This window comes from Dietzia sp. IBK-p2-15D (assembly GCF_057773105.1).
This window is the reverse complement of the sequence record NZ_JBYMTK010000001.1, coordinates 99,056-122,262: the sequence shown is the minus strand read 5'-3', so window position 1 is coordinate 122,262 and position 23,207 is coordinate 99,056. Positions and strand designations below refer to the sequence as shown.

The 23,207-nt window shown below is 71.6% G+C and carries 23 protein-coding genes; 11 read left to right on the top strand and 12 right to left on the bottom strand.

Annotated elements, in window-relative coordinates; translation table 11 throughout:
* Nucleotides 1-54: 54 nt before the first annotated feature.
* The 3 genes from AC3DEV_RS00545 to napA all read right to left on the bottom strand — a co-directional run bounded on the left by AC3DEV_RS00545 (nucleotide 55) and on the right by napA (nucleotide 1,644).
* Nucleotides 55-405 carry a hypothetical protein gene (locus AC3DEV_RS00545; RefSeq protein WP_253002456.1) on the bottom strand — a complete coding sequence of 117 codons (351 nt, stop codon included), beginning with the start codon at nucleotides 403-405 and terminating at the stop codon, nucleotides 55-57.
* 90 nt (nucleotides 406-495) lie between these two features.
* A complete protein-coding gene (locus AC3DEV_RS00540; RefSeq protein ID WP_244200877.1) occupies nucleotides 496-1,290 on the bottom strand; it encodes a LytR C-terminal domain-containing protein in 795 nt (264 codons plus the stop codon).
* Between the two features lie 15 nt (nucleotides 1,291-1,305).
* Nucleotides 1,306-1,644, bottom strand: a complete 339-nt coding sequence (napA, locus tag AC3DEV_RS00535; RefSeq protein WP_083249858.1) for a nucleoid-associated protein NapA — start codon at nucleotides 1,642-1,644, stop codon at nucleotides 1,306-1,308.
* A 167-nt stretch (nucleotides 1,645-1,811) separates the two neighbouring features.
* Between napA and AC3DEV_RS00530 the strand changes: the two genes are divergently transcribed.
* The 5 genes from AC3DEV_RS00530 (at nucleotide 1,812) to AC3DEV_RS00510 (ending at nucleotide 5,823) form a co-directional block, all read left to right on the top strand.
* Nucleotides 1,812-2,498 carry a peptide deformylase gene (locus AC3DEV_RS00530; RefSeq protein ID WP_472981629.1) on the top strand — a complete coding sequence of 229 codons (687 nt, stop codon included), beginning with the start codon at nucleotides 1,812-1,814 and terminating at the stop codon, nucleotides 2,496-2,498.
* Nucleotides 2,491-3,567, top strand: a complete 1,077-nt coding sequence (locus AC3DEV_RS00525; RefSeq protein WP_206472813.1) for a GNAT family N-acetyltransferase — start codon at nucleotides 2,491-2,493, stop codon at nucleotides 3,565-3,567. Before AC3DEV_RS00530 ends, AC3DEV_RS00525 begins: the two co-directional genes overlap by 8 nt.
* A gap of 56 nt (nucleotides 3,568-3,623) precedes the next feature.
* Entirely contained in the window at nucleotides 3,624-4,424 is an 801-nt protein-coding gene (locus AC3DEV_RS00520; RefSeq protein WP_119192770.1) for an exodeoxyribonuclease III, read from the top strand.
* Nucleotides 4,425-4,427: 3 nt separating this feature from the next.
* The gene (gene ppk2 / locus AC3DEV_RS00515; RefSeq protein ID WP_488370960.1) at nucleotides 4,428-5,321 is read left to right on the top strand and encodes a polyphosphate kinase 2; all 894 of its coding nucleotides are present in this window, start codon (nucleotides 4,428-4,430) and stop codon (nucleotides 5,319-5,321) included.
* An 85-nt stretch (nucleotides 5,322-5,406) separates the two neighbouring features.
* Nucleotides 5,407-5,823 (top strand): CoA-binding protein, encoded by a 417-nt coding sequence (locus AC3DEV_RS00510; protein ID WP_488370959.1) that lies wholly within the window; start codon nucleotides 5,407-5,409, stop codon nucleotides 5,821-5,823.
* A gap of 19 nt (nucleotides 5,824-5,842) precedes the next feature.
* On the opposite strand, the gene AC3DEV_RS00505 is transcribed toward AC3DEV_RS00510, so the two are convergent.
* Together AC3DEV_RS00505 and AC3DEV_RS00500 are read right to left on the bottom strand one after the other, a co-directional pair.
* Nucleotides 5,843-6,406 (bottom strand): CD225/dispanin family protein, encoded by a 564-nt coding sequence (locus AC3DEV_RS00505; protein ID WP_488370958.1) that lies wholly within the window; start codon nucleotides 6,404-6,406, stop codon nucleotides 5,843-5,845.
* Between the two features lie 124 nt (nucleotides 6,407-6,530).
* A complete protein-coding gene (locus AC3DEV_RS00500) occupies nucleotides 6,531-6,827 on the bottom strand; it encodes a GNAT family N-acetyltransferase (RefSeq protein WP_067719316.1) in 297 nt (98 codons plus the stop codon).
* A 187-nt stretch (nucleotides 6,828-7,014) separates the two neighbouring features.
* On the opposite strand from AC3DEV_RS00500, the gene thiC reads away from it, so the two are divergent.
* The gene (gene thiC, locus AC3DEV_RS00495; protein ID WP_488370957.1) at nucleotides 7,015-8,730 is read left to right on the top strand and encodes a phosphomethylpyrimidine synthase ThiC; all 1,716 of its coding nucleotides are present in this window, start codon (nucleotides 7,015-7,017) and stop codon (nucleotides 8,728-8,730) included.
* A 141-nt stretch (nucleotides 8,731-8,871) separates the two neighbouring features.
* On the opposite strand, the gene AC3DEV_RS00490 is transcribed toward thiC, so the two are convergent.
* Both AC3DEV_RS00490 and AC3DEV_RS00485 read right to left on the bottom strand, forming a co-directional pair.
* Nucleotides 8,872-9,636, bottom strand: a complete 765-nt coding sequence (locus AC3DEV_RS00490; RefSeq protein WP_488370956.1) for an ABC transporter permease — start codon at nucleotides 9,634-9,636, stop codon at nucleotides 8,872-8,874.
* On the bottom strand, nucleotides 9,633-10,547 hold the full coding sequence (locus AC3DEV_RS00485) for an ABC transporter ATP-binding protein (protein ID WP_061227928.1): 915 nt from the start codon (nucleotides 10,545-10,547) through the stop codon (nucleotides 9,633-9,635). The genes AC3DEV_RS00490 and AC3DEV_RS00485 overlap by 4 nt, the downstream gene beginning before the upstream one ends.
* 86 nt (nucleotides 10,548-10,633) lie before the next feature.
* Between AC3DEV_RS00485 and AC3DEV_RS00480 the strand changes: the two genes are divergently transcribed.
* On the top strand, nucleotides 10,634-11,287 hold the full coding sequence (locus tag AC3DEV_RS00480; protein WP_132062492.1) for a DUF1707 SHOCT-like domain-containing protein: 654 nt from the start codon (nucleotides 10,634-10,636) through the stop codon (nucleotides 11,285-11,287).
* Between the two features lie 56 nt (nucleotides 11,288-11,343).
* Here the strand turns inward: AC3DEV_RS00480 and thiG are convergent, their stop codons facing one another.
* From thiG to thiO, 3 genes are all read right to left on the bottom strand, one after another.
* Nucleotides 11,344-12,123 (bottom strand): thiazole synthase, encoded by a 780-nt coding sequence (gene thiG / locus AC3DEV_RS00475; protein ID WP_206473203.1) that lies wholly within the window; start codon nucleotides 12,121-12,123, stop codon nucleotides 11,344-11,346.
* 64 nt (nucleotides 12,124-12,187) lie between these two features.
* Nucleotides 12,188-12,388: a sulfur carrier protein ThiS gene (gene thiS, locus AC3DEV_RS00470; protein WP_017836465.1), complete on the bottom strand. Its 201-nt coding sequence runs from the start codon at nucleotides 12,386-12,388 to the stop codon at nucleotides 12,188-12,190.
* A 151-nt stretch (nucleotides 12,389-12,539) separates the two neighbouring features.
* A complete protein-coding gene (gene thiO / locus AC3DEV_RS00465; protein ID WP_488370955.1) occupies nucleotides 12,540-13,781 on the bottom strand; it encodes a glycine oxidase ThiO in 1,242 nt (413 codons plus the stop codon).
* Nucleotides 13,782-13,821: 40 nt separating this feature from the next.
* On the opposite strand from thiO, the gene thiE reads away from it, so the two are divergent.
* A complete protein-coding gene (gene thiE, locus AC3DEV_RS00460; RefSeq protein WP_488370954.1) occupies nucleotides 13,822-14,595 on the top strand; it encodes a thiamine phosphate synthase in 774 nt (257 codons plus the stop codon).
* 18 nt (nucleotides 14,596-14,613) lie between these two features.
* Here the strand turns inward: thiE and AC3DEV_RS00455 are convergent, their stop codons facing one another.
* Both AC3DEV_RS00455 and AC3DEV_RS00450 read right to left on the bottom strand, forming a co-directional pair.
* Nucleotides 14,614-16,527, bottom strand: coding sequence for an alkaline phosphatase D family protein (locus AC3DEV_RS00455; protein WP_488370953.1), 1,914 nt, complete (start codon nucleotides 16,525-16,527; stop codon nucleotides 14,614-14,616).
* Nucleotides 16,528-16,691: 164 nt separating this feature from the next.
* Entirely contained in the window at nucleotides 16,692-17,714 is a 1,023-nt protein-coding gene (locus AC3DEV_RS00450) for an NUDIX domain-containing protein (RefSeq protein ID WP_488370952.1), read from the bottom strand.
* Nucleotides 17,715-17,865: 151 nt separating this feature from the next.
* On the opposite strand from AC3DEV_RS00450, the gene AC3DEV_RS00445 reads away from it, so the two are divergent.
* The 3 genes from AC3DEV_RS00445 to AC3DEV_RS00435 are packed head-to-tail and all read left to right on the top strand — an operon-like array spanning nucleotide 17,866 to nucleotide 23,158.
* Nucleotides 17,866-19,560 carry a hypothetical protein gene (locus tag AC3DEV_RS00445; RefSeq protein WP_488370951.1) on the top strand — a complete coding sequence of 565 codons (1,695 nt, stop codon included), beginning with the start codon at nucleotides 17,866-17,868 and terminating at the stop codon, nucleotides 19,558-19,560.
* Nucleotides 19,557-20,666: a glutamate ABC transporter substrate-binding protein gene (locus AC3DEV_RS00440; protein ID WP_488370950.1), complete on the top strand. Its 1,110-nt coding sequence runs from the start codon at nucleotides 19,557-19,559 to the stop codon at nucleotides 20,664-20,666. Before AC3DEV_RS00445 ends, AC3DEV_RS00440 begins: the two co-directional genes overlap by 4 nt.
* The gene (locus AC3DEV_RS00435; RefSeq protein WP_488370949.1) at nucleotides 20,663-23,158 is read left to right on the top strand and encodes a serine/threonine protein kinase; all 2,496 of its coding nucleotides are present in this window, start codon (nucleotides 20,663-20,665) and stop codon (nucleotides 23,156-23,158) included. The genes AC3DEV_RS00440 and AC3DEV_RS00435 overlap by 4 nt, the downstream gene beginning before the upstream one ends.
* Nucleotides 23,159-23,207 lie beyond the last annotated feature (49 nt).

The following is a 23,207-nucleotide window of genomic DNA, read 5'->3' as shown; positions in this document are numbered from 1 at the left end:
GCTCTTCTCGTCGTCCGGGGGTGGTGCCGACCCGTCAGGTCAGGGGCGGACTGCTCAGGGGGCGGGCTGCGCCGGGGCGTTGCCGGCCTGCTGCCCGGCTCCCGGGACGACCACGCCGTCGTCGGTGGTGGCCTGGCCGCCGCCCTCGTCGCCGCCCTCGCCACCGGGAGTGCCCGTCTCCGTCACGCCGGGCTCGAAGTCGCCGGCACCCTCGGGCACGTCGGTCTCCTGCGTCTCCGGGATCGAGCTCGTCGGCGCGGCGTCCTCGGTGTAGCTGGGCAGCGTGTACGGCGCGTCGGCCTCGGCCGGCTGCTCGTTGGGCGGGCTGCACGCGGCCACGGCGAACGCGAGGGCGAGTGCGGGAGCCGCGACCAGGAGGCGGCGGGCGGTCTGACGCGGGGCCATGGGGGCTCCTTCGATCTCGGGAAGCTGCAAGTCGCTAGTGAGCACGCAACCCGCGGAACGGAATGCGTGGGCTCATCATATCCTCAGGGGTCAGCGGTCGAGATCCTGGGTGACGATCACGATCACCCCTGGCGCCTCGTCCGCGAGATCCGCCGGCCGCGGCTTGGCGGTGATGCCCAACTGGGAGGCGATCGCCTGTGCAGCCTGCTGTTCGCCGGGGCCGGAGCCGTAGAAGGCGGTCGACTCCGCCACGACGCCGCGGTTGGACGGCATGTTGGCCACCTCACCCACGGCGTACCCGTTCTCGCGCAGCGTCTCACCGGTGCGGCCGGCCAGCCCGGTCACGGTGCTGTTGTTGAAGATCTGCACGGGCACGGACGTCACGTCCGGCACCGCTCCGCCGGGGACCTGCCCGGCGGGCTGGCCCGGGGCGGGCGCCGCGGGGTCGCCCGACTGCGGGTCCTGCCCGTCGGCTCCTCCGCCGGGCGCACCGTCCGCGCCGCCGGCACCGTCCTGACCGGCCCCGGCGTCGCCCGGGGCAGTGGCAGCGCCGGCGCCGTCGGTTCCGGTCTGACCATCGGCACCCTGTCCGGCCGAGGCGTCCTGCTCGACCTGGGAGGTGGTGTCGTCGGCGGTGGGCGTCGCCTCGTCCTCGTCACCGCCGAACAGCTGGACCAGTCCGACGCCGACCGCCAGCACGACCGCGGCCAGCAGCACCATCGCGATTGCGCGGTACGGCGGGCCGGTCGGCTCGTCCATGGCCGGGCCGTCGCCCTGCGTGTAGGGGTCGTCGGCGCCGTGCGCGCCGCCGTACTCGGGATCGCCGTACTCGGCATCGCCGGGCTGCGGGCTGTCGTACTGCGGGTTTCCGGACTGGGAGCTCACGCCGCCGAGTCTAGGTCAGTCGAGCCGCATTCCCAGGTTGCGCGCCGCGCGTGCCTTCTGTCGGCTGGAACGCATCCGGCGCAGCCGCTTGACGAGGAGCGGATCCGCGGCCAGGGCCTCGGGGCGGTCGATGAGATCGTTGAGGATCTGGAAGTAGCGCGTACCGGACATGTCGAACTGCTGCCGGATCGCCTCCTCCTTGGAGCCGGCGAACTTCCACCACTGCCGCTCGAACTCGAGCATGGCCCGGTCTCGTTCGGACAGGACGGGGTCGGCGGCGTGGAGCTCGGCCGCCCCCTGCGCGCGGTCCTTCTCGCCCTGCACCTCGCGTGCCGCGGTGGCTGACCGACCCATGTGCCTGCCTCCTGACCGTGATGACCTCTGTTGACCACTGATGATCACTACCCGGATCACCGTGCAGATGAAATACCGTGCGGGTGAAATACACCCTTGTGATTCCCCCGTAGTGAACCACACGCCTCCGACACGTCGCCATGTCCGGCGCTCTAGAATCGACCACCATGGCCGTCCGTCCCATCGTCATCCTCGGCGATCCCGCGCTCCACGCCCCCACCGAGCCCGTCACCGAGTCCCCCGAAGAACTCGCGGCGCTGGTGCAGGACCTCTACGACACCATGGACGCCGCCAACGGGGTGGGCCTGGCCGCCAACCAGATCGGCGTGCGCAAGCGGCTGTTCGTCTACGACTGCCCCGACCTGGACACCGAGGACGGCGAGGGCGTGACCCGCGAGGAGGTCGAGGCGCGCGGCGGCTGGCTCAACCGGCGCGGATGCGTGGTCAACCCAATACTCGAGACGTCCGAGATCCCGGAGACCATGCCGGATCCGGAGGACGACCTCGAGGGCTGCCTGTCCGTCCCGGCGGTCAACTTCCCGCGCGGTCGCGCCTGGTGGGCGCGGGTGACGGGCACCGACGAGCACGGCGAGCCCGTCTCGGTGGAGGGGTACGGACTGTTCGCCCGCTGCCTGCAGCACGAGGTCGGCCACCTCGACGGCTTCCTCTACACCGACGGCCTCATCGGACGGAACCGGAAGGCCGCAAAGCGCCACATCCGTGACGCCGGGTGGGGCGTACCCGGCCTGAGCTGGGATCCGGCCTCCGACCCGGACCCGTTCGCCGATGAAGACGATGACGACCACGACAACGACAATGACTACGACGACGAGGTCGGCACCGACCATGGCTGAGCAGGACCGGGGCCTGTCGGAACGGTCCCGGTGGAACGCCGGCCGCCGGGTGGCGGTGGGCGATCGCGTGGTGGTGCGTCGCCACCTGGAGGCGGGCCAGACCTCGCACCTGTACACCGACGTCATCGGTCGCGTGGTGGAGCTCGAGCCGGAACTGGTCGTGGCCCGCGAGTCCGGTGAGCAGGTGCGGATCGCGGACGCCGACATCGCGGTGCTCAAGGTGATCCCGCCGCGGCCGGTGCGGGCCCGCGACATCCGGGCGCACGAGTACGCCGGTGCCCTGGCGTGGCCCGGACCGGAGTACGAGGTGGTCGACGGCTGGTTCTGCCGCGCCGGCGACGACTGGTCCTACCGCGGGAACTCGGCGGTGCCCGTCCTGCCGTGGGCCGACTGCGAAGACCTGGACGGGGTGCGTTCCTGGTACGCCGCCCGCGGCCTGCCGCTGCGACTCGTGGACGTGGACCGGCTGGTGAAATCCGACCGGATGAGGCTCGGCGGCGCCCCGGTGGACGACTCGCGGATCCATGCCGACCGCGACCTCCTGCTGTGCACCGCCGGCAGCCGCGACCTGCTCGCGGTGGTCGACGAGGCGTTCCCCGCCCCCACCAGGCCGGCGGTCACCCTGGCCGAGCGCCCCGACGACGACTGGCTGGCGCTCTACCACGCCACCGCCGACCTCGACCCCGAGCGAGTCCGGCCGGCGATGCTCGCCACCGCGGGGCTCGTCGCCTCCGGACCGGACGCCGGCGAACCCGGCCCCGGCGGCCACGCGGTGTTCGCTCGGCTCGAGGAGGACGGGGACCTGGCCGCGATCGCCCGCGGCGCCGTCACCGCCGGACCCGACGGACACCCGCGGATCGCGGTGTCCTGCGTGCAGACCGCGGACGCCCACCGCCGCCGCGGCCTGGCCGAGGTGGTCACCGGCTCGCTCGTGGAGTGGGGACTGGGCCTCGGCGCGCAGGAATGTCACCTGCACGTGTTCGCGGACAACTCCGCCGGGCGCGGCCTGTGGGCCAAGCTCGGACTGCAGCCGCACCATTCGCTGCGCCACCTCGTCGTCGTCGACTGACACCGGCTCCGCTCCCACGGTGACACCGCCGCGCGGAGGGCAATACACTCGGGCGCATGCGTCTGGCCACCTGGAATGTGAACTCGATCCGCGCCCGGAAAGACCGCGTGCTCGCGTGGCTCGAACGCTCCGACGTCGACGTCCTGGCGATGCAGGAGACCAAGTGCAAGGACGAGCAGTTCCCCGAAGACGCGTTCCGTGAGCTCGGGTACGAGGTGGCCCACCACGGGTTGAGCCAGTGGAACGGCGTCGCCGTGGCCTCCCGGGTCGGGCTCGAGGACGTGCGTCTGGGCTTCGACGACATGCCCGGTTTCCACAAGGACCCCGAGGTCTCGCAGGACCCTGAGGCCCGCGCCATCTCGGCGGTCTGCGACGGCGTCCGCGTGTACAGCCTCTACGTCCCCAACGGCCGTGAGCTGGGCGACCCGCACTACACGTACAAGCTGGAGTGGCTGGCCCGCCTGCGTGACCACGCCGCCGCCGAGTTGGCCGCCGACTCCGCCGCCCAGATCGCCCTCGTGGGTGACTGGAACGTCGCGCCGCTCGACGAGGACGTGTGGGACCCGGAGGTCTTCGAGGGCAAGACCCACACCTCCGGACCCGAGCGGCTCGCGTTCGCCGCGTTCGACGGCGCCGGCTTCCGCGAGGTCACCCGCGAACACACCCCCGGGCCCGGCGTCTACACCTACTGGGACTACACCGGACTCAGCTTCCCCAAGCGCAAGGGCATGCGGATCGACTTCCAGCTGCACTCCCCCGCCCTGGCCGCCCGCGTGACCGGGGCGTCCATCGACCGCGAGGAGCGCAAGGGCAAGGGCGCCTCCGACCACGCGCCCGTCGTCGTGGACCTCGACTGAGCCATGTCCACGTTCCAGCTTCGGCGCTACATCGACCGCCTGCGCGCCGAGGGGTTCACGGTCCGCGACGACCACGGCGAGGACCCGGATCTCATCGACATCCACGGCCGGGCCGTCGACACCTGGCGGGAGAACTACCCGTACGACGAGCGACTGGACCGCAACCAGTACGAGGTCGAGAAGTACCTGCTGCAGATCGAGCTGCTGAAGTTCCAGAACTGGCAGGCCGAGACCGGGCACCGGCAGGTGATCGTGTTCGAGGGCCGCGACGCCGCCGGCAAGGGCGGGACGATCAAGCGGTTCAGCGAGTACATCAACGTCCGGCAGGCCCGGGTCGTCGCGCTGGTCAAGCCGACCGAGACCGAGATGTACCAGTGGTACTTCCAGCGGTACGTGGCCCATCTGCCCAGCCGCGGCGAGCTCGTGCTGTTCGACCGCTCCTGGTACAACCGCGCCGGCGTGGAGCGGGTGATGGGCTTCTGCACCGATTCCCAGTACGAGACGTTCATGGAGCAGGCGCCCATGTTCGAGAAGATGCTGGTCGAGTCCGGGGTCGGTCTGACCAAGTTCTGGTTCTCGGTCACCCGCGAGGAGCAGAAGACCCGGTTCGCGATCCGGCAACTTGACCCGGTCCGTCGGTGGAAGCTCTCGCCCATGGATCTGCAGTCCCTCGGCAAGTGGGACGAGTACACGGAGGCCAAGGAGGAGATGTTCCGTCGGACGGACACCGAATGGGCCCCGTGGATCACCATCAAGTCCAACGACAAGAAGCGGGCCCGCATCAACGCGATGCGCTACTTCCTGAACCAGTTCGACTACCCGGACAAGGACCCCCAGGTGGTGTTCGACCCGGACCCGCAGATCGTCCGACGCGGCAAGGACGCCGTCGGGGACTGACTGAGCCTGCTCAGGAGGGCCCCGCGCACAGGCCTGGCGGAGCCGCGCCGGGAATGTCTGGGCGACGGCGGGCCTTGCACTGGGTATGAGCCATACCAACGACCCCGCCGTCATCAAGCGCCTGCTCACCGAGAAGGGCCGCTGGGCCGTCGCCGGCCTGTCCAGCAACTCCGCGCGCACCGCGTACGGGATCGCCGCCTACGTCCGCGACCTGGGGCACGAGATCGTTCCGGTCCATCCCAAGGCCGAGACCGTGCACGGTCAGCAGGGCTACCCGGATCTCGCGTCCGTTCCCGGCGAGGTCGATGTGGTCGACGTGTTCGTCAACTCGCAGCTCGCGGGCGGCGTGGTGGACGATGCGATCGCCAAGGGAGCCAAGGCTGTGTGGCTGCAGCTGGGCGTCATCGACGAGGCCGCGGCGCAGCGGGCGAAGGATGCCGGGCTGGACGTGGTGATGGACGCGTGCCCCGCGATCGAAGCCCCTCGTCTGGGCCTGGCGTGAACCGAGGGCCCGGCTGGGTCTAGAAGCCGCTCGAGGCCAGTCCCACCATCGCGAAGATGAAGATGAAGTACAGCACGATGAGGACTGCCACGATCGCCAGCGAGATCATGCCGAGCTTCTTGGCGGTCGCACTGGCGGCCTCGGCTTCGGCGTGGCGACCGGCGGCCCACAGCGGGTAGACCTCGAGGGCGCGGGTCATCGCGACGAACGACAGCGGCCAGAAGAAGAGGATCGACGCGACCGCCCAGCCGACGTTCGACGGCGGGCCGGGGCGAGCTCCCGAGGTGGTCCCGTACCCGCCCGCCACGGCGAAGGACGGAGTCTGCGCGCCGTAACCGGTCGGGGTCTGCGCGCCGTAACCGGTCGGGGTCTGCGCGCCGTAACCGGTCGGGGTCTGCGCGCCGTAACCGGTCTGCCCGTACGAGCCCTGGCCGTACGGACTCTGTCCGTATGTGCCCTGTCCGTATGTGCCCTGGCTGTAGGTGCCCTGCCCGTACGGGTTCTGGCTGTAGGAGCCCCGACTCGCATCGTCGCCACCGGTCGAGTCGCCGTCGGCAGTGTTCCCCTGGAGCGGGTAGGTCATGGGAGTCCTCCGGGTAGCTGGTCGTCTGGGGTCAGACTACGTCCCGCTCCCCCGGCCCCTTCTCAGCCGCTCGTCGGCCGGCTGACAATGGTCACCGCGGGCCACGGTCACCGACCCGCGTCTGTCACGGCTGGGCGACCAGGAGCTGATATTCCGGGAAGCGAACAAGGAACCGCCGCACGTAGCTGCAGACCGGCCGGATCTTGAGCTCGTCGAGCCGCATGCGGGTGAGCACCAGGCTGACCAGCAATCGCGCGATCCCCTGCTGTCCGTACCGCTCCTCGATCACGGTGTGGAGCAGGATGTAGACGTCGCCGTCCTTCTCGTAACCGACGAGACCCATGAAGGTCTCGCTGTCCCACAGTTCGAAGCGGTCTCTATCGGTGTTGTGGACCAGCTTGAGCGACGTTACAGGGGACATCAGAACTCCTTCTTCAGGGCGTGTTCCACCCGCGATGCTACTCGTCGGGCTACGCTCGCCCCGGCACAATCACATACTCATCCACACGGGAGTCCGCTTCGACGCGCGGGCTGAGAGGACGACCAGCCGGGTCGTCGACCGTAGAACCTGTCCGGATCATGCCGGCGTAGGGAGATCAGGAAACACCATGGGCACAGCTCTATTCACCGACGGCGCCGACGGCCCCGATTCCACCCCGATCGACGCCGTGACGTGCGGCCCCATCCATTCCAGCGGCAAGGCTCACCTCGAGGTACCCGGCGAATCGGGTGACGCCCAGCGCGTGCCCGTGCGCCGGATCGCGCTCACCAACGGCACGACGTTCGACGTCTACGACACCTCCGGCCCGTATACCGCCTACGCGCGTGCGGCCGACTGCCATGACCTGGGCGCGGGACTCCCGCCCACCCGCCGTGAGTGGTCCCACCCCGGGGCCGTCCCCGCCTCGCCGGGCAAGCACACCCTTGTCCGGACGCAGTTGGCCTGGGCGCGGGCGGGGCTGACGACCCCCGAGATGCGGTTCATCGCCGTGCGGGAGGGGATCGACGTCGAGGTGGTGCGTTCGGAGGTCGCCGCCGGCCGGGCGGTCATCCCGGCCAACCACCTCCATCCGGAGAGCGAGCCGATGATCATCGGCAAGCGCTTCCGAACCAAGATCAACGCCAACATCGGCAACTCGGCGGTCACCAGTTCGATCGCCGAGGAGGTCGAGAAGATGGTGTGGGCTGCCCGCTGGGGCGCGGACACCATCATGGACCTGTCCACCGGCCGGGACATCCACGAGACGCGGGAGTGGATCCTGCGCAACTCCCCCGTCCCCGTGGGCACCGTGCCCATCTACCAGGCGCTGGAGAAGGTGGGCGGCGACCCGGCCCGTCTGACCTGGGAGTTGTACCGCGATACCGTCATCGAACAGTGCGAACAGGGCGTGGACTACATGACCGTCCATGCCGGTGTGCTGCTGCGCTATGTCCCGCTGGCGGCCAAGCGGGTCACCGGGATCGTGTCGCGTGGCGGATCGATCATGGCGGCGTGGTGCCTGGCGCACCACCGCGAGTCGTTCCTCTACACCCACTTCGAGGAACTGTGCGAGATCCTCGCCCGCTACGACGTGACGTTCTCCCTCGGCGACGGTCTGCGGCCGGGGTCGATCGCCGATGCCAACGACGAGGCGCAGTTCGCCGAACTGCGCACGCTCGGGGAGCTCACCGGGATCGCCAAGAGCCACGGCGTGCAGGTGATGATCGAGGGACCCGGTCACGTGCCGATGGACAAGATCGTGGAGAACGTGCGCCTCGAGGAGGAGTGGTGCGAGGAGGCCCCGTTCTACACGCTGGGCCCACTCGCCACGGACATCGCGCCGGGCTATGACCACATCACGTCCGCGATCGGTGCAGCCCGCATCGCCGAGGCGGGCACGGCGATGCTGTGTTACGTCACGCCCAAGGAACACTTGGGCCTGCCCGACCGGGACGACGTCAAGACCGGAGTGATCACCTACAAAATCGCCGCGCACTCGGCCGATCTGGCGAAGGGTCACCCGGGCGCGCAGGCCCGCGATGACGCGCTGAGTACCGCCCGGTTCGAGTTCCGCTGGCGGGACCAGTTCGCCCTCGCCCTCGACCCGGACACCGCGCTGGCGTACCACGACGCGACGCTGCCCGCGGAGCCGGCGAAGACAGCCCACTTCTGCTCGATGTGCGGTCCGAAGTTCTGCTCGATGCGCATCTCCCAGGACATCCGCGACTACGCCGCGGAGCACGGGATGGAAACGGTGGCGGCGATCGAGGCGGGGATGGCGGAGAAGTCGGCCGAGTTCACCGACGGGGGCGGCCGCGTCTACCTGCCGATCACCGGTCGATAACCGCTCCGGCCAGGCGAGTCGCCCGGCAGGTCGCACTGGTGGAGCGACGGGTCGACCTCGTCGTCGTCACCGACCGCGCCGCCACCCACCAGTCCCTCGACGGGGCGAGCCCCGGTGCGACGTCGGATCGGGAGCCCGGACTCAAGCGTCTCGGCGCAGCGTCATCAGCACCCCGATGACCCAGAGGGCCACGCACACGGACGCGAACCAGGCGAACGCCGGCCACTCGCCCCACGTGATGTACCCGCGGACGCTCTCTCCCTGGGTCCAGAAGTCACCGTTGGCGAACGGCATCCAGGCGGCGATGTCCTCGCCGACCCGCGGGATCAACGAGACCATGCCCTCGAGGGCCAGTATCCACACGAGGAACAGAGAGATCGTGCCGGCGGCGTTGCGCATGATGTACGCCAGGCCCGTGACCGCGATCGTCCCCAGTGCGGCGTAGACGGGGAAGCGCCACAGGTAGGTCAGCCCGTCTCCGGAGAACGGGGTCCAGCCCTCGTTGCCGGAGAGCGCCCCGGCGACGAGGAGCGCCAGGATCACCGCGATGGCTGTGACCACCATCGACAGCACCGTGAACAGGGCGGTCTTGGCCAGGATGGCAGGCCAGCGCGACGGCGTCGTCAGGAACGTGGCCTTGATGGTGTGATATCGGTACTCGCCGGTCACGCCGACGATCGCGGCGATCCACGCCAGCAGGACGGTGAACGCACTGACGCCGAGGATCGCGAACAGCGGGTCACTGCCGCCGCCGGGCGCACCGGCCATCGGGTCCCCTGTGGCGGGCTGCTCGAACTGGCCGATCACCACTGCGAGTACCACCGCCAGGCCGATGCCGATCGCGTACAGCCAGTAGGCGCTCTTGGTGGTGGTGACCTTGATCCACTCGGACTTCAGCTGGTTCATCGGGTGGACTCCTGACCGTGGTACTCGACGTCCTGGTCGGTGAGGGCCATGAAGGCCTCCTCCAGCGACGCCCGCTTCTCGTGCAGTTCGTGGACGGTGATCCCCAGGCTGGCGGCGACATCGCCGACCTGCGGCGCGCGGAGGTTCTGGATGAGGAAGACACCCTGTTCCGCGTCGAACGTGGCCTCGATGCCCTCGTCGCGCGCGGCGGCGGTGAACTCGTCGACGTGCGGGGTGCGCAACACCACCGAGGATGTGGCGGCGTCCAGGAACTCCTCGACGGAGGTCTGCGCGCGCAGCTTGCCGCGGCCGATCACGACGAGATCCTGGGCGGTCTGCGCCATCTCCGACAGCAGGTGCGAGGAGACGAGCACGGTGCGGCCCTCTGCGGCGCGCGCGTGCATGAAACGGCGGATCCACAGGATCCCCTCGGGGTCGAGTCCGTTGACGGGCTCGTCGAACAGCAGGACCTCGGGGTCGCCGAGCATGGCGGTGGCCAGACCGAGTCGCTGGCGCATGCCGAGCGAGTATCCGCCGACCTTGCGGCCGGCGACGTCGGTGAGGCCGACCAGGCCGAGCACCTCGTCGACGCGGCCCGGGGCCACCCCGCCCGCCGCGGCGACCATCCTCAGGTGCGCGCCGGCGGAGCGGTTGGCGTGGGTCCAGGACGCGTCGAGCAGACAGCCCACCTTGTGGGCGGGGCGATCCAACTCGCGGTACGGGGTGCCGTTGATCAGTGCCTGCCCGGACGTGGGGGTGTCGAGACCGACCATCATCCGCATCGTCGTGGACTTCCCGGCGCCGTTCGGGCCGAGGAATCCGGTGACGACGCCGGGACGGACCTCGAAGCTGAGGTCGTCCACGGCGGTGGAGGCGCCGAAGCGCTTGGTGAGATTCCGTACCTCGATCATGGTCCCAGTCTGCCTGCCGGGGCGCGGGCAGCGTGCGTCCACCTACTCAGCCCGCGTACAGGTAGTGCAGTACTAGGCTCGTGACCATGGATGACGCCACGCCCGAGCCGGATCGCCATCTGCCGTCGGTCCGCGCCTCCGACGCCGAGCGCGACGCCACCGCCAAGCTCCTCCAGGAGTCCTTCTCGGAGGGGAGGCTCACGCTCGCCGAATTCGATGACCGGACCTCGCGGGCGTACGCCGCACGCTTCCGGTCCGAGCTCATCGAGCTGACGCACGACCTGCCGATCGCCCACCACGAGCACGACTCGACGCCCGCGACCCGGCCGCACGGGGCCCCGGCGCGTCGCGTCACCGGGGCCAGCGGGCCCGCCTCCTCGCTGGCGATCATGGGAGGCGTCGAGCGGGCGGGGGCGTGGACCCTTCCCTCCGTGCACACCGCGTTCGCGCTGATGGGCGGCATCGAGATCGACCTGCGTGGCGCCTCGTTGCAGTCCCACGAGACGACGATCCGGGCGTTCGCGATCATGGGCGGCATCGACATCTACGTCCCCGACGACATCCATGTGGAGATCGAGGGCCTGGGGCTGATGGGGGGCTTCGGCGAGGAGTCCGGGAACTGGAAGCCCGATCCGCGACCGGTCCGCCAGGCCCCGCCCGGAGCCCCGGTCATCAGGGTCACGGGACTGGCGCTCATGGGCGGGATCGGCGTGCGGCGGGTGCCGCGCACCGAGGACTGACCGTCGGCGGGCTGGCGGACAGGTCGCGCGCATGCCGTCGGGCGGCCGGTAGGGCCTCAGTCGACCGGAGGGCTGGACGCCTGCGCCCAGAAGCGTTTCGGGATGCGGCCGGCGAGGCGGGCGGCGTGCCCGGCCCGGACGGCCTCGCGCATCGCGGCGGCCATGAGCGGCGGGTTCTCCGCCCGGGTGACGGCGGTGGCGAGTAGGACGCCGTCGCAGCCGAGTTCCATGGCAAGTGCGGCGTCGGAGGCAGTGCCGATCCCCGCGTCGCAGATCACCGGAACTCCGGCGCGCTCGACGATCATCTCCAGGTTGTGCGGGTTGCAGATCCCGAGCCCGGTGCCGATCGGTGCGCCCAGGGGCATGACCGCGGCGCAGCCCACGTCCTCCAGGCGGCGGGCCAGGACGGGGTCGTCGGTGGTGTAGGGAAGGACGACGAAACCGTCGTCGACGAGGTCTTCTGCGGCCTCTACCAGTTCCACCCCGTCGGGCAGGAGCGTGCGCTCGTCGGCGATCACCTCGAGCTTCACCCAGTCGGTGCCGAGCGCCTCGCGGGCGAGCCGGGCGGTCTTGACGGCCTCGGTGGCGGACCTGCAGCCGGCGGTGTTGGGCAGCGGGCGGATGTCGAGCTCTTTCAGCATCCCGAGCAGCCCGAGTCCGCCGGCGCCGTCCATGCCCAGCCGCAGGTCGACCTTGCGGATCGACACGGTGGTCAACGCGGTCCCCGAGGCGATCAGCGCCTCGCGCAGGACCTCCTGGTTACCGGCGCCGCCGGTGCCCGTGATGAGCCGCGAGGAGATCTCCTCGCCCGCGATCACCAGGGGTGAGTCCAGCACCGCGGCAACGTCGGACGGGTACGCGGACGGCCCTGCGACGCCGTGAACCGGGGTCGCGGTCGGGTCAGCCACCCTGGACCGCCGTGAGGACGTCGATCTCCGCGCCCGCACCGAGCGGGGCGTCGTCCCAGCCCGAGCTGGGCACCACCACGCCGTCGACGGCGATGGCGACGCCCTCGTCGGGCAGGTCCAGCTCGGTGACGAGTGCGCGGACGGTCGCGCCGTCGGCCAGGGTGCGGTCCTCCCCGTTCACCGTGACGATCATGGGCCCTCCTAGTTCCGGGTCGCGGCTGTACGTCTCCACCGTAGTCGCCTGCGCGGGGTGCCCGTAGTCGCCGGCGCGGGGCCCCGGCGACGTCGATGCGGTGGGCCCACAGCGACCGGCACCCGGGCCCCACGGCGACCGCACCCGGGGCTCACCCGCGGGTGAAGCGGTCGGGAGCGGCCGCACGCGCCGCCGCCGGACCGCGCACCGCGTGCAGTGTCGCCCAGACCGCCGCGACGGTCACCGGGGTGAGCGCGATGCCGTTGCGTCCGTGCCCGGTGGCGTGGATGACGCGCGGGTCCGTCGGGTCGGCGCCGAGGAACGGCAGGTTGTCCGGCGACATCGGCCGGAGCCCGGCGGTCGCCTCGGCCAACTCGTACTCACCGATCCCGGGGAAGATCGTCTCGGCGTCGGCGAGCAGGTCGCGCACCCCGCCGACGGTCACCTGCCGGTCGTCGCCGTGTTCGTACTGCGTGGCGCCCACGACCAGACCACCGTCGCGCGGGACCAGGTACAGCGGTCGCCCGCGGACGAACGCCCGCACCACTCCCCTGGGCGGGTCCTCGCACCCGGGCCGGGCGCGCAGCCGGAGCACCTCGCCCTTGACCGGGCGCACGGGCAGCCCCGCCAGTTCGGCGGACCCGGAACCCGCAGCCAGGACGATGCGGTCCGCGTCGACGTCGTCGAGCGAGGTCACCGCGCTGCGCACCCACCTCACGCCCTCGGCGCGGCAGGCGCGGGTCAGGGCGGCCAGCAGGACGCGGTTGTCGACGGCTCCCTCGGAGTCCATGCGGTAGGCGGCGCGGGCGATTCGGGCCACGGACGGCTCGGCCTCGCGCAGCTCGCGCCGGGTGACGCGGCGCACGTCGGCGTCGGTGATCCCGGAGGCCGGGCCGGTGTCGGCGGGGTCGGGCTGGCGGGCGGCCCACTCCATGGCCATGTCGAGGTCGCGGGCGTCGGCCTCGTCCACGGCCAGCATGTGCGTGTGGGTGGCGGTGCGGACCGGCGGGCCGGGAGGGACGTACGGCTCGAGTGCGCTCAGCATGTCCGGCCACCGCCGCAGGGAGTCCACCCCGAGCGCGAACACGGCCTCCTCCCCCGGCCAGGCCTCGCTGAACGGGGCGAGCATGCCACCGGCCACCCACGCCGCGGCCGAGGCGGGCACTCCGTCGGGGCCGGAGTCATCGGGCTCGTAGATCACCACTTCCGTGGCCAGCTCGGTCCTGGCGGCCGACCAGGCGCAGGCCAGTCCGATCACCGAACCGCCGATCACGGCCAGCCGGCGGGCCCCGATACGCGCGACACCGGTGTCCGCGGCCTCCCGGGCCGCGGCGGCGGCACCGGCACCGGCACCGGGGCGGAGTCCGTCGTCGGCGGCGGCGCGGGAGGTCATGACGCCCAGCCTAGTGGGGCCCTGGCCTACGGTTGTGACCATGACCTCCCGCGCCGACCGCCTCCGTGCCCGCCTCGCCGATGCCCGTCTCTACCTCTGCATCGACGCGCGTCGACACCTCGACGAGCAGGCGCGCCAGCAGGGGTGGTCGGGGGACTTCCCGGCGCTGCGCAGGGACGTCACCGCGGCGCTGGCGGGCGGCGTCGACATCGTGCAGCTGCGGGACAAGAACTCTGCCGGCGAACGCGACCACGGGCCACTCGAGGCCGGGCACGAACTGCGGGCCCTGGCGGTGATGCGCGAGGTGTGCGATTCCCACGGGGCGCTGCTGTCGGTGAACGACCGCGCCGACGTCGCCGTGGCGTCCGGGGCGGACGTGCTGCACGTCGGGCAGGACGACCTGCCGGTGGAGTGGGCGCGCCGGATCGTCGGAGACGACGTGGTGCTCGGCCTGTCCTGCCACGCGGTGGACGAGGTCGACAGGGCCGCGGCGAACCCGCTGGTCGACTACTTCTGCACGGGCCCCGTGTGGCCCACCCCGACCAAGCCGGGCCGCGTCGCGCCGGGCCCGGACCTCGTGCGCCACGCGGCAGGGACCACCGCGGGGTCGGGGTCGGCTGCGGGGTCGGCTGCCGGGTCAGGGTCGGCTGCGGGGTCGGCCGGGACGCCGTGGTTCGCCATCGGCGGGATCGACGCGACGAACCTGCCGGAGGTGCTGGCGGCGGGTGCGACCCGGGTGGTGGTGGTCCGCGCCATCACCGGCGCCGCCGACCCCACCACCGCCGCCCGCGAACTCCGCGCGGCCCTGACCTAGCCGGTCGGCGGTGTCGGTCTAGCGCGCGGCCTCGGTCCGGACAGCCCCACTCGGACCAGCCCCGCCCCGGAGAGCCCCGCCCCGGTCCGCGTCCGTCCGGTCGGCCGTTGCCCGCGGAGACAGGCCCTCCCCCGTCAACTCCTTGCTCAGCGTCCTGCGCAACACCTGCCGGGGCTTACGGTCCAGCGAATCGCCCTCTCGCCGTCGTCGTCGTCCCCACGACTCCGGCGCCAACCCGGGCACCAGGGTGAGGACCTTGCCCAGGCCGCGCGCGGGCCACTCGACGGCGGCGTGATCGACCTGCACCGTGGCGCGGCGGCCCCGCAGCACGAGGGTCATCACCCCGTTATCGAACCAGAGTCCGTCGGTGACCCGCCACCGCGCCTCGGGCTCCCGAACCCCGACCGCCCGGGCCAGCCGTCGCGTCAGGGCGGGCACGGGCTCGCGGACCGACAGTCGGTTCACCGCCCGGATCGACTTCTGTAGAGGATTGCGGAACGGAGACATCACCAGCTGGTGGACGCGGGTGGGTGAGTCCGCCACCCGCTCCGCGGTGAGGTCGACCTCCTCCAGGTACGAGCAGTGCACGTCGCCGCCCAGCAGGAGGATCGACGCGGGCGCGGGCCCGTGATCGCCCGCGGCCACCTCGGTGAGCAGGCCGACCAGGTCGTCGAAGCTGTTCCGGAACGCCGCCCAGTGCTCGAGGTCCACGGTGAGGCGGATCCACTCGCCGACCCGCGCGGTGGCCGGCTTGTCGGGCTGGTCGCGGGACACCGCCTCGTTCCAGCCCTCGAGGTTGTGCAGGGCCGGCAGCATGAACGCCGGGAGGGACGAGCCGATCACCAGGTGGTCCACGTCCGCGTCCAGGCAGGACTCGCGCGTCCACTCCCATTCGTTGGCATCCATCACGCGGCGGTTCCCGGGCTCGAGGTGCCGCGAGGCCCGAACGTCGAGCATCACCACCCGCACCCGCCCGAAGTCGCGCTTGAAGCTCCACTGCTCGGTGCGGCGCTCGGAATCGGTGGACAGCGCGAAGTCGTCCAGTAGCGACTCCCTCTCCGCGTCCGAACCGGCGGACCGCAACGCCCGGTACATCTCGTTGCGCTCCAGCTCGTCGGGGGCGAGGTTGCCCAGGTGCTGGTAGACGAAGTAGCTGCCGAACGCCCCGATCACCCGGTCGCTCCACCACGGCTGAGCGGTCATCTCGCGACGCCACGCGTGGGAGGAGTTCCAGTCGTCGCGCAGGTCGTGGTCGTCGAGGATCATGCAGCTCGGCACGGTCGACAGCAACCAGCGCACATCCGCGTCACGCCACGACTCGTGGTACAGCCAGGAGTACTCCTCGAAATCGCAGATCTCGTCGGAGACGTCGCGGTCTCCCCCGGCGCCGGCCGAGTCCCGCACCGACTGCGGGCCACCGCCCGCGCGCCGACGCTCGGCCAGCCGCTCGGAGATCTCCCGGCTGGGGATGTCGGCATACACCTGGTCGCCGAGCAGCAGCATCGCGTCCGGCCACTCCTCCCGCGGGGTGTGCGCCATGCGGTGCGCCAGGGCGACCAACGCGTCGGCACCGATCCGGCGCAGCGCCACCGGGGTCTGGCTCTCCCCACGACGGCACGACCCGAACGCCAGCCGCACCGTGTCGTCGGCGCGCGGCGTGCGAATCACGCTGGGCCGACCCGGGTCGACGGGCCAGGCGAGCCGGTCGTCGAGCGACACCTCGTACGGCGTCATCTCCCCCTCCGGCAGCCGGCACAGGTGCAGTACCGCGAAGTGGTGGCCGTGCACGCCCCACGAACGCTCGGTGACCATCTCGTCGCCGGCACGGATGGTCACCTCGCACGGTGCCGACACCTCCACCCACACCGTGGCGTCCGTGCTGTCGACGTAGCGCAGCATCGGGCCGACGAGGATCTCCGGGGGCAGGGTCATGCGTTCCAGTGTGCACCCGTGGGGCGGTGCGGCGCGCGGATCCGACCCGTCAGGTCGGGTGGACCCGGTGAACCGGGCCGGGACCGGGGCGGGGCCGGGGTCGGACCGGGGCGGGGCGGGGCCGGGGCGGGACCGGGGTGGGACCGGGCCGGCGTGCGCGCGTGCTACCCGAGGAGGGCGCGGGGTCCGACGACGACGACGTCGCCCGGCAACCTGTCCCGCAGTCCCCGGTCGGCCGTCACCACCACCACCCGGCGGGGCCCGCCATCCAGCTCGGTGGCCAGGTCGACGATCGCGTCGTCGCCGGACCCGGGCGCGCGGTGGACGACGAACGGGCCCTCGTGCTCGGCGGCCTTGGCGGCGCCCTCGATGACGGCGTGCGCGCGGGCGACCCAGCCGAACCCCCCCGGCAGTTCGAGGGTGCGGGGCATCCCGGCACCCAGGTCGTCGAGCAGTCGCGAGGTGGAGCCGGCCCGGTCCTTCCACCAGCCGTCGGGACGGGAGCCGAGCACATTGGCCACGTCCACCACCAGCTCGACGGGGTCGGTGCGCAGCCCGTTCGCCCAGGCGTGGGCGAACGCGGGCATGAGCGGCAACTCGGCCACCAGCGTCTCGGGCACCCAGCGGAGTTCGAGACTCTCGTTGTTGGGCACGGTCTCCAGCGCGCGCGGGGCGTCCGCGATGACGGTGGTGTACGTCCACTCCACCGCGTCGGGCGACTCCTGGACCAGCGGCGGGATGGTGCGGGGGCGGGCGGAGCCGGACGGCTGGCCCGACGGGTCCTCGGGAAGCTCGTCGTGGCGCTGGTCGGGCCGCAGCCGGCTCAGCAGCTCGGCCGCGTGCCGCAGGTCGAGTCCGGGCCGGTGCCACACGGTCCCGGGCATGCGGGAGGTCACGACCTGCGCGCGGACCACCACGTCGGCGGGCCGGATCTCGGCCTCCTCCTCCGTCTCGCGCAGCGCCGCCACGGGCGCGTCCTCGTACGAGTCCCGCGCACCGCCCGGCAGTGCCCACGTGTCGCCCGAGGCCGTCCACACGGCGCGGTGCTGCAGCAACACGAGCGGGGTGTCGGGATCGGACGGGTCCGCAGCCCGCAGGAGCAGCCCGGCGGCGCCGAACCGACCCCACCGGCGATCGCCCTCGTCGGACACCACCCAGCCGTTGCCGTCACCTTCGCTCGCCACCACCGGTCGTCCACCTCCCCTGGACCCGTCCACCCCCGGATCGGGCGGAACCTTGAGTCCTCGTCGACCAGTCTGCCCGACGCCGCGCCGCCACTTCACTAACCTGGGAGACACTCCCGTCGGATCGTCGGCTCGGCGGGCGGAGACCGGGGAGGTGAGCGAGCAGATGCGCGCCCGAACCTTCTCGCTACGCCGCGCCCGCGGTGCGGCCGCCGACACGCCCGCACCCGGCGACGCACCGGTGGGCGGCGCCCCGGCCGGGTCGACATCGGCACCCACGCCCGCGGCGCCCGCCGCCGGGGCCGCGCCTGCGCCTGCGTCCGCGTCCCAGCCCGGCTCCGCCTCCCAGTCCGGCCCCGCGTCCCGACCCGACTCTGCATCCCAGCCCGGGTCCGCGCAGTCCAGTGCCGCGTCACCGGCCGGCTCCGCTCCCCGGGCCGGCGCCTCACCCGCCTCCGGCTCCCGGCCCGGCTCCGCCTCCACGCTCACACCAACGTCCGGCTCGGGTGGCGAGTCGTCATCCACCCTCCAACCCCGCAGGCCGGTCCGTCGTCGCGCCGCCCGCTTCTGGAACGACGTGCTCACCACGCCGGGCCGCATGTCCGTCTTCGCGTTGCTCGCGATCATCACGGTGCTCACGGGCGGGATCGTGGCGTCCTCGACGATCACCCAGCGGCAGAGCTACCACGAGACGCTGCTGGCCGAGGTCGAGCCCGTCGCCAACGCGTCGCAGACGTTGTACAGCTCCCTGACGATCGCGGACTCCGCGGCGAACACCGCGTTCATTACCGGCGGTATCGAGCCTGCGGAACTGCGCGAACGCTACCTCCAGGCGATCGCGACCTCGTCGTCGTCGATCATCGCCGCCTCCCAGGGCCTCGACCGCACCGACACCGAGTCCATCGAACAGCTCGCCCTCATCAACGCCCAGCTGGCCACCTACACCGGCCTGGTGGAGACGGCGCGCACCAACAACCGCGTGGCCAATCCGGTCGGCTCGGCGTATCTGGCGTCGGCGTCGACGCTGATGCAGGACACAATCCTGCCCGCCGCCGCGGACCTGTACGACCGGCAGTCCACGTCGGTGGGACAGTCGGACAGGGAGTGGTCGTCGCCGCCATGGGGGTCGTTCTTCCTGCTGGGGCTGGCGATCGCGGTGCTGTTGCTGTTGCAACAGTGGCTGTGGCGACTCACCGGGCGGCGGTTCAACCCGGCGCTCGCCCTGGGCTCGCTGCTCATGGTGGCGACGTTCCTGCTCACGATGATCGCCGGGTTCCTCGCGGCCAATGACAACGCCAAGGGCCTGTCCGAGGGCGCGGCACCGATGAACGAGCTCACCCGCCAGCGCATCAACGCCCAGAAGGTGCGCGCGCAGGAGACGCTCAACCTGGTGCGGCGCACCGATCCGGAAGGGTCGGCCGCCGAGCGGGCGACCACCCTGGGCAACGTGCGTGACACCCTGACCGTCTACCTCGACGACGAGGACGACGCGGACTCCTCCGGGCGCATCAACCTCGACTCGCAGGGTGCGGTGACGGACGCGATCGAGGCGCTCGACGCCTGGATGGCCGCCCAGAACCGCGCCGACTCCCTGTACCAACAGGGCGACTACCAGGGCGCGATCACCATCTCCTCCGGCCAGAGCGAGGGCGACTCGGGGGCCGCGTTCGAGGAGTTCGACGAGTCCATGCAGGACGCCATCGAGGAGGCCCGCGACACCCTGCGTACGCGCATCGACAACGCCCGCCGCACCTCCTCCAACGGGCCCGATCTCATCATCGCGCTGTCCACCCTGGCCGCGTTCGCCGTGGTCGTGGGCATCGCGCCGAGGATCAGGGAGTACCTGTGACGGCGGGGGTGCGGACCGGGTCGGGCGCGCGGGGACACGGCGCGCGGCGCCGGGCGAGGCGGGTCGCGCTCGGGGGCGTGTTGGTGGCGGCCCTGGCGTTCGGGTCGGCGTGTGGGGTCGACGACGACGAGGGCGGCCCCGGCGCCGGCGGGCCGGAACGAGACGCGACCGCGGAGTCGGCCGGAATACCCGGGGCGGGGATCCCGCAGATTGACGCGGTGATGCCGCTTCCCGCCGGCGCGGTGATCAGCACGGACGTCCCCGCCGGCCTGCCCGACGAGAACGACGAGAGCTGCGACCCCCTGCCCAGTCTGCGGCCGAACGACGCCACCCCCGCGGAGAGAGTGCCGCGGATCCTCGAGCGGGGTCGACTGATCGTGGGACTGGACCAGGGCTCCAACCTGTTCTCCTTCCGCGACCCTGCCAGCGGCCAACTCACCGGCTTCGACGTGGACCTGGCGCGCGAGATCGCCGCGGACATCTTCGGCGATCCGCGACAGGTGGAGTTCCGGTCGCTGACGTCGTCGAACCGGCTCGAGGCGCTGGAGAACGACCAGGTGGACGTGGTGATCCGGTCGATGTCCATCACGTGCGCACGGCGCGAGCGGGTGACGTTCTCGGTGCCGTACTACCAGGCCTACCAGCGGGTCCTGGCGGTGCGCGGGTCGGGGATCACGGAGATCGAGCACCTCGAGGGCAAGCGCGTGTGCGTGGCCGCCGGGACGACGTCGGCGTCGCGGTTGTGGGAGGAGTTGGATCGGATCACGGTGCTGTCGGTGAACACGTGGGCGGACTGCCTCGTGGCCATCCAGCAGAACCAGGTGGACGCGATCACCACCGACGACGCGATCCTCGTGGGAATCACCGCGCAGGACCCGTACCTGGAGATCGTGGGGCCGCAGCTCGACGCGGAGCCGTACGGGGTGGGCATCGCCAAGTCCACGCCGGGCGACAACACCGACGGGCTGGTCCGTCAGGTCAACTCCACGCTCGAACGGATCCGCGCGGACGGCACGTGGAACCGCATGTACTCGACGTGGTTGTCCGGGCTGGGGCCCAACCCCGGGATGCCGGTGCCGAGGTACGTGCCGGAGGAGCAGCGATGAGTTACCGGAAGTGGGACGACCCGCTCGAGGAGGGCGAACCCAGCGTCGGCACGCAGGCCACGATGCGGACCGAGGCGGTGGCCGTAACGGAGGCCGCCACGGCGACCGGTCTGACCGAGGCGACGGGCGCGATGGAGGCCACGGGCGCCATGGAAGCCACCGGGGCCATGGGGGCGACCGGGCAGCTCGAGGCCACGGGCCCGCACGTCCATTCGGGAAGCATGGCGGAGACCGGGGCGGTCGAGGCCACCGGCGCGGCGTCGATGACCGGGTTCCTCGCGGAGACCGACCCCGGTGGCGCGACCGATCCGGGCGCGGCGGGCGCGGCGGGCGCGGGGCGGAGTCATGATCCCGAGTCCCGCACCGAGTCCGTCCCCGGCGCGCGGTCCTCCGCCCGGACCGGCGAGGTGATTACCGGCGACCGGTCGACCTCGGCACCGTTCCGCATGCGGCACCCCGACAAGCCGGAGGACCGCCCGAGCCAGGCCGCCGAGGGTCTGGTCGATCTGCCGTACATCATCCCCGTCGACCCCACCTCGGCCATGTTGGAGCCGGAGGACATCGAGGCCGAGTGCGCGGCCTCCGACGGCAGGCTGCCGCGGCCCGAACTGTGGCCCGGAGACATCGTCGCCGACCAGTACGAGGTCCGCGGTGCGCTCGCCCATGGCGGGATGGGCTGGATCTACCTGGCGGTCGACCACAACGTGTCCGACCGCTGGGTCGTCCTCAAAGGCCTGCTCCACGCCGACCAGGCCGAGGCCCAGGAGGTCGCCGTCGCCGAGCGGGAGATCCTGGCCGAACTGTCCCACCCGTCGATCGTGCGAATCTACAACTTCATCCACGACGACTGGGCCACGTCGCCCACCCATGGCGGGTACATCGTCATGGAGTACGTCGGCGGCCCCAGCCTGCGCGACGTCCGACGAGCGGCACCCGGGCGGGTGCTGCCGGTGGAGAAGGCCATCGCCTACGTGCTCGAGGTCCTGCAGGCGCTCTCCTACCTGCACTCGGTGGGACTGGTCTACAACGACCTCAAACCCGAGAACATCATGCTCACCGAGGACCACGTCAAACTGATCGACATGGGCGCGGTGTCCGGCGTCGGGGACTACGGGCACATCTACGGCACCCCCGGTTTCCAGGCCCCGGAGATCCCCCGGACCGGGCCCACCATCGCCTCCGACCTGTACACCGTCGGTCGCACCCTCGCCTCGCTCATCGTGCGGCTTCCCGTGGTCGACGGCCGCTACGCCGACGGCATCCCCTCCCCGATGGAGGAGCCGGTGTTCAGCCGGTACGACTCGCTGTACCGGTTCCTCCTGCGCTCGACCCACGAGGAACCCGACTCGCGGTTCCGCAGTGCCAACGGGATGGCCAACCAGCTCATGGGCGTCCTGCGGGAGGTACTCGCGCTGCGCACCGGGGTCCCGCACCCGGCGTTCTCCTCGGTGTTCTCACCCCAGCGATCGACCTTCGGCACGCTGTTCACCGTTGAGCCGACCGACTTCCTCGTCGACGGCCGCGCCCGCGACACGACGCTCACCGGGTCCGAACTGGTCGACGCCCTGCCGGTGCCGCTCATGGAGGCCTCCGACCCCGCCAGCCGCATTCTCGCCGCGACCTCGTACACCTCGGTCGAGCAGCGGATCGACACCCTCCTCGAACTGTATTCCGACACCGAGTCCGAGGCCCACGAGAGCGTCGGCGTAATCATGTCACTCACCCGCGCCTACCTCGAGAGCGACGATCTCGCCGCGGCCGAGGCGCTGCTGGAGGAGAACGCGCACCGGATGCCCGCCGAATGGCGGCTGGTCTGGTACGACGGCGTGACCGACCTGCTCAAGGGCGACCCCGTCGGGGCGTATCCCAAGTTCCAGAGGGTGCTCTCGGCCATGCCCGGCGAGAACGGCCCCAAGCTGGCCCTGGCCGCGACGGCGGAACTGATCCTCGACGTGTGCCCCGAGAGCGACCGGGCCCGCTGGGCACGCTCGAGCGAACACTTCTACCGCACGGTGTGGTCGGTCGACCGGTCGGTGATCAGTTCCGCGTTCGGGCTGGCGCGCCAACTGCAGCGTCGTGGCGAGGTCAAGTCCGCCATCGAGGAGCTCGACCGCGTCCCGCCCAACTCCCGGTACTCGGCGCTGGCCAACCTCACCGCGATCCTCCTGCTGTGCCAGGGCCGCCCGCTCGACGAGACCGAGGAGTCCCACCTCCGCGAGGCCGCCCGCCGTGTGACCAATCTGTCCGCCGGTGAACACCGCGCGTTCCAGATCCGGCTCACCGTGCTCACCACCGCACTCGCCTGGGTGCAGCTGCCGGGCAACGAGCCGTCCCCGTCCCCCCTCATGCGCGGCGTGCCGTTCACCGAGTTCGGGCTGCGCTCCGGCGCGGAGACCGTCCTGCGGACCCTCGCGCGGTCCACGGAGACCCGTCAGCAGCGGTTCCGGCTCGTCGACCAGGCCAACAGCATCCGTCCACGCACCCTGTTCTGAGTCCGCGGGGGTTCCACCGGCCTCGGGCGCTCCCACCGGGCCGGGCGGC